Source organism: Candidatus Cloacimonadota bacterium, from assembly GCA_011372345.1.
GTDB lineage: Bacteria > Cloacimonadota > Cloacimonadia > Cloacimonadales > TCS61 > DRTC01.
This window is the reverse complement of sequence record DRTC01000242.1, coordinates 1-6,187: the sequence shown is the minus strand read 5'-3', so window position 1 is coordinate 6,187 and position 6,187 is coordinate 1. Positions and strand designations below refer to the sequence as shown.

The following is a 6,187-nucleotide window of genomic DNA, read 5'->3' as shown; positions in this document are numbered from 1 at the left end:
GTAATACATCAAGTATAATATCAAAAGTATGGAGTTTTTGCAATATTCTCAAAGATGATGGAGTCGGTTACGGAGATTATTTGGAGCAATTGACTTATCTGCTTTTCTTGAAAATGGCAGATGAATATTCCAAACCGCCATATAATCGAAATATCAATATTCCAAAGGAATTCAATTGGGAAAATTTAATTACAAAGCGAGGTGCAGAACTTGAAATGCATTATTCTAAATTGCTTCGAGAACTTGCAAAAGCAAAAGGAACTTTAGGACAAATTTTCCTGAAATCTCAAAATAAAATTCAAGACCCTGCCAAACTTTATAAAATTATTGATATGATAAATAAAGAAGAATGGACTTTGATGGGATCGGATGTTAAAGGAAAAATCTATGAAGGTCTTTTGGAGAAAAATGCAGAAGATACTAAAAGCGGAGCAGGTCAATATTTCACACCGAGAGCTTTGATAAAAGCAATGGTAGAATGTGTTCAACCAAAACCGCAGAAAACAATTTGTGATCCTGCCTGCGGAACTGGTGGTTTCTTTTTGGCTTCTTATGATTTTATCGCTGATAAACGACTGAACAGAGAGGAAAAGGAATTCCTAAAACTTAAAACTTTTTTTGGTAATGAAATTGTTGCCAACACACGCAGAATGTGTTTGATGAATATGTTTTTGCATAACATCGGAGAAATTGACGGAGAGAGTTTCATTTCTTCTACAGATGCGTTAATTGCCGATACAGGAAAACGATATGATTATGTTCTGGCAAATCCACCCTTTGGTAAGAAAAGCAGTATGACATTCACAAATGAAGCAGGAGAACAAAAAAAGGACACTCTTGTTTATAATCGTCAGGATTTCTGGGCAACTACTTCCAATAAGCAATTAAATTTTGTTCAACATATTCACACGCTCTTAAAATCAGACGGAAAAGCAGCTGTTGTATTACCGGATAATGTCCTGTTTGAAGGTGGAGCAGGAGAAACCGTTCGTAAGAAATTGCTAACGAATACCGAGCTTCACACAATCCTAAGATTACCGACAGGAATTTTTTATAAGCAAGGTGTAAAAGCTAATGTTTTATTTTTCGATAATAAACCAGCCAGCAAAGAACCTTGGACAAAAGAAGTTTGGATTTACGATTTCCGAACTAATATTCATTTCACCTTAAAAAAGAATCCACTTAAATTTGAGGATTTAGCTGATTTTATTAAATGCTACAATCCTGAAAATCGGTTTGCCAGAAAGGAAACATATTCCGAAGAAAATCCTGAAGGTCGTTTCAGGAAATTCGATTACAAAGAAATTATAAATAGAGATAAAACCAATCTTGATATTTTTTGGCTTAAAGATGATAGTCTTGCAGATTTAGATAATCTTCCCGATCCTGATGTTTTAGCAAACGATATAATTGAAAACATCGAAGCAGGTTTAGAGAGTTTTCGGGAAATAATGGAAACTTTGGACGAGTCTGAATGAAAAGATTTTGTGCTTAACAAATGTGCCCACAATAAGCAATAAGAGGAGCAAGAAGAGCGTGGCAGCTGCCAACCATTATCTTTTCCCAAACAGATAACTCACCTGCCAGTTCATCGTTTTCGGAAATATCTCCCATAAGAAATCTGCTTTTAGATAGGAAATAATTTCCGGATAATTGCATCTAATTCTCACGATCGCATCTTGATCAAGTTTAGCGATTTGATCCTTCAAGAAATTCTCTAATCGTTTTCTATCTTTTATCTTCCAATCAATGAAAATGTCTATCATAGGTCGGATTGGCAGTATTTTGAAATCTGTTTTCACCAATCTCCAGCCATTACAGAATTGCCTGAAATACAATATATAAAATCCTTTTCCCTCATTTTTTTCCTGGAAGGAAGTCCGTTCTGTCGAACCGGAATAAATAACCGGAACTTGTTTCTCATCCTTCCTGAACCAGAGAATTTGTTTCCGATGAATATGACCGGATAAAATGCAATGAAAATTTTCCGGAATATCAATTCCTCTGATCACATCTTCCCCACTCCGGAAAGTAAAATTCTTAACTTTCGAACCTTCCACTGCATGATGAAAACACAGAATTTTGATGTCTGCATATTCTTCATTCCAATTTGTATCTTGAATTATTTTAAGAAAATTATCTCGCACATTATTCCTCTCATAAGGAAATCCGGAAACTCCTATGTTGATACCTTTAAAATTAAAGAAAAAAGTTTGAGGTTTTTCAAAAATATAAATATTCGGATGTCTCGTCAGGATCGATTGCGGAAGTCTCGATCTTTCATGATTGCCGGGAACAATGATGAAGGGAATGCTGTTTTCAGCAAACTCGAACAATATTTCGTATGCTTTGGTCACGATCTGCTGCGGAACTTTGCTGCGGAAGAAAAAATCTCCTCCATGGATGATCAGATCGATTTTATTTTCGAGAGAATACTTCAATACTCTCTCAAAATTATTAAAGAAATCTTGTCCTCTTCTTCTCCTGACAATCCGAGGACGAATCGGATAATCAAAACCTAAATGAGTATCTGAAAAAAATAATATTTTCATATTACTAAACCTTTATTCCCATATATTTTATTCTAAAAAATTAGAAAAGTTTTTTTTCCTTTGACATTAGTTTTACATTTTTCGATTCAGTTTTTAGGAGAATAATCCAAAGAAAGAACTTTATAATATCTGAAATTGAAAATTGGTTTCAGATAAAATTTTAGAGGACTATATGAACAAAAAAGAACAAGTTGTAAATGCTTATGCTCAAGGTTTTAATTGTGCTCAATCTGTACTTTCCGTGTTTTCGGAAAGATTTGGCATCGATGTCTCTGCTGCATTGAAGATCGGAAGTGCATTTGGTGGTGGATATGCTCAGCAAGGAAAAGTCTGTGGTGCTATCACTGGAGCTCTAATGGTTTTGGGTTTGAAATATCCCAGACTTGAACCGGAAAGTGAAAAGCAGAAAGAGAGGATCAATAATCTGGCAGCGGATTTTATCAAAAATTTCCAACAGAGAAACAAAGATTTAACTTATTGCCGGGATCTTTTGGAATATGATGTCAGTACTGAGGAAGGAAGACTAGCGGCAAAAGAAAACAACGCCAGAAAGAAGTGTGAGAAATATGTGCAAGATGCTGTCGAAATTTTAGAAGATATGTTTTTTAGAGGTTATAATGAATTTAATTATCGGTAATGAGTCTCTTCCTCCAACCAGAATTTTCTGTATTGGAAGAAATTATATCAAACACGCCAAAGAACTGAATAATGAAATTCCATCCCGACCGGTAATCTTCATGAAACCTTTTACCAGTCTTGTTCCGGTTGGAAACGAAATCCAATTTCCAAAGCACGGAAAAGATCTGCATTATGAATCCGAAATAGTAATTTTAATCGGAAGAGAAGGTTATGCAAAAAGCATTGAAGAATCAGATAAATTTATCAAAGGTCTTTCTCTGGGACTCGATTTGACATTACGCGATGTACAAAAAGAATTGAAGCAAAAAGGTCTTCCCTGGGAAATTTCTAAATCTTTCGAACAAAGTGCAGCAATTGGAAAATTCGTACAGTTTTCACCAGAAATTGATTTAGAAAATATCGAATTCAGATGTTTCGTGAATGGTGAATTAAGGCAAACTGGAAATTCCCAAAACATGATTTTCCCAATAAAAAAATTGATCTTTGAAATATCTAAAATCTGGAAACTTCTTCCCGGAGATTTGATCTATACTGGAACTCCGGAAGGAGTAGGTTCTTTGAAAAAAGGTGATAAAATTAAAATCCGAAGTAAATTAACAGGTTCTTTTTCCTGGATATCTAAATAACAAGGTTTCTGCAACGAATGAAATTGTCATTGCGAGGAATCTTACAAAGGTATTCCTGCGAAGCAATCTACAACTCCAACTTAATGTAAAGCAAGAGATTGCTTCGTTTGTCAACAGCAAGAAGAAAACCTCGCAAAGACATGTTTTTTTAAATTACGCTGAAAAACACTCAGTAATGTAGAACTCATTTTAAATAACAGTACGGGAGGAAATCCAAATTAGATTCCTCCCGTATTCCTAAACTATCGAATTCTTAAAGATCACTGAATTATCAGTTCACCATTCTCAAAGACGATATCATTAAATCCTTCGATAAGATTTCCATTTTGATCTATCAAGCTCAAATTCTGGAATACAATATCACTGGTTCCAATAGCATCAGCATTTAGCTCAAATGTAAACAATGCTCCATCTCCAGTGATCCCACCTGTTCCTTCCAGTCCGATAGCAACACTTAAAATTCCCGGTTCTTCAAAAAACCAACCTTGCAGATTCGCATTCCCATCCCAAAAATCACCGATTATAACAGGATCCACATCCGGTATCGAGATCAAAGAATTATCAAAAACAATTTCTACTGAAATGGCAAAAAGATTTTTTGCATCTTCAATTGATACAGAATATACTGCTGATTGTCCAACAGAAATTGTTTGAGTACCAGGAATTATTCCTATTTCTAAATTTATTTCTCTGTTTAGAATAAAATCAATACCCGTTGTTGATTGTCCTTCTATGACTTCAACACCAACAATTGTTGAATCAATATAACTTTCCAAGCTGGCTGTAACATCATAAAAACCAGGTTCTATACTAATTAAATAGTTGCCCAAGGAATCTGGATGTTCAGTAGTATCACCTGCAGTTATATCTACATCTTCTACATCTCCATTTCTATCTGCTAGAATAATCTTTCCTTCTATTGTACCTTGGGTGGGAGCTGTTGTATCTTCCGTACAAGAAATCATCAAGACAAATAATAATATTGGGATTAGCTTTATATATGTTTTCATTTGAACCTCCTTATTTCAACAAAACCATTTTTCTGGTATCGATCAATTTGCCGGCACTTTGCAATTTATAGAAATAAATTCCACTGCTGACTCGTTTGTCATAATTGTCATCACCATTCCAGATCACGGAATGTTCCCCTGCATCTTGATGATCATTTACCAGCTCTTTGATCAACTGTCCTTTGACATTGTAGATCGAGATATGAACATCTCCTTCTTCTGCTAATGAATAAGAAATACTGGTGGTGGGATTAAACGGATTTGGATAATTAGCAAATAAATGATTTTTCCATTTTTCTTCCGTTATCGGCATATCCAGTAAGAGTTCAATATGATTTTTGATCTTAATTTCAATTTCACTATCACCAAGTGAATTATAGATCATAAGATAATTATCTTTATACTCATTGTAATCAACTACCAGTGGTGGAAGAGCATACGCTGTTGTATGAGTTTCATTCCAATTCACGAGCAAGCCCAGAACATCGGTAATATTAACTGATCCGTCTCCATTACAATCTGAATAAGCAGCTGCTTGATCATCCCATCCTCCGGGATATGCATGTCCTGTCCACTCAAAGGAAGTAGCAATTCTGGGATTACCTTGATCCCGCCAGTAAACTCCAATCGGTTCAATGTCATATTCATCAACGACACCATTATTATCTGTATCTCCAGGCCAGACCTCCGGAGCAAAGAAAAGGATCACTTCGTTGTTTTCCTCGTCATATTCTTCTATCTCTTCATCAGCATCTACTCTGATATAAACTGAATGAATATCTAAATCAGGAATCGTCCAATCAAGGGAAACAGTTTCAATATCTCCATTGCTCATTGGTCCTAAAGTAAATTCTCCTATCGGATTAACAAATATCGAAGGATCATCTTCATAAAACCTGACTACAAATTCATCAGCAGTACTGCCATTTTCAGAATAACAATAAATCTGGGCTTCAATGGTTACATTATCACCTTGAGTTGTGGTTGTAACTCCATTCTCCGTAATTTCAAGATCAAGATTGGAAGTCCAGAGAGTAACATAAATCGGTGCAGTTGAATCTGATGAAGCATCAAAATTATCCCAAACTCTTAAACCGATAAGTCCGGAATATTCCTGATCATAAACAACATCGGTTGTTTCCGTATCTGCATCTCCGTAAACACCGTCGCCATTCGTATCCCAGGAATAAGCAGTAATAAAATCTCCATCATCAGGATCATAGGAGTTTGATCCATCAAGAGTTATTGTTTCACCAACAGTAGCTGCATAAGGTCCTCCCGGATCTGCAATCGGGGCGTGATTTACACCATTATCCACAGTTGTGAAATGTGTGTCCGTATCTGTTACATCGTCACTTCC

Annotated in this window: 6 protein-coding genes; 3 read left to right on the top strand and 3 right to left on the bottom strand. The window is 35.6% G+C overall.

Features of this window, described 5'->3' with window-relative positions; all coding sequences use genetic code 11:
* The coding region (locus ENL20_04655) for an SAM-dependent DNA methyltransferase (GenBank protein ID HHE37846.1) at positions 1-1,478 on the top strand (1,478 nt) is incomplete at its 5' end.
* A gap of 75 nt (positions 1,479-1,553) precedes the next feature.
* On the opposite strand, the gene ENL20_04650 is transcribed toward ENL20_04655, so the two are convergent.
* A complete protein-coding gene (locus ENL20_04650) occupies positions 1,554-2,552 on the bottom strand; it encodes a DNA repair exonuclease (GenBank protein ID HHE37845.1) in 999 nt (332 codons plus the stop codon).
* A 172-nt stretch (positions 2,553-2,724) separates the two neighbouring features.
* On the opposite strand from ENL20_04650, the gene ENL20_04645 reads away from it, so the two are divergent.
* Together ENL20_04645 and ENL20_04640 are read left to right on the top strand one after the other, a co-directional pair.
* Positions 2,725-3,189, top strand: coding sequence for a C_GCAxxG_C_C family protein (locus tag ENL20_04645; GenBank protein HHE37844.1), 465 nt, complete (start codon positions 2,725-2,727; stop codon positions 3,187-3,189).
* The gene (locus ENL20_04640) at positions 3,170-3,817 is read left to right on the top strand and encodes an FAA hydrolase family protein (protein ID HHE37843.1); all 648 of its coding nucleotides are present in this window, start codon (positions 3,170-3,172) and stop codon (positions 3,815-3,817) included. The genes ENL20_04645 and ENL20_04640 overlap by 20 nt, the downstream gene beginning before the upstream one ends.
* A gap of 260 nt (positions 3,818-4,077) precedes the next feature.
* On the opposite strand, the gene ENL20_04635 is transcribed toward ENL20_04640, so the two are convergent.
* Positions 4,078-4,827 (bottom strand): hypothetical protein, encoded by a 750-nt coding sequence (locus ENL20_04635; GenBank protein HHE37842.1) that lies wholly within the window; start codon positions 4,825-4,827, stop codon positions 4,078-4,080.
* Positions 4,828-4,837: 10 nt separating this feature from the next.
* A partial coding sequence (locus ENL20_04630) for a T9SS type A sorting domain-containing protein (protein ID HHE37841.1) occupies positions 4,838-6,187 on the bottom strand: 1,350 nt, incomplete at its 5' end.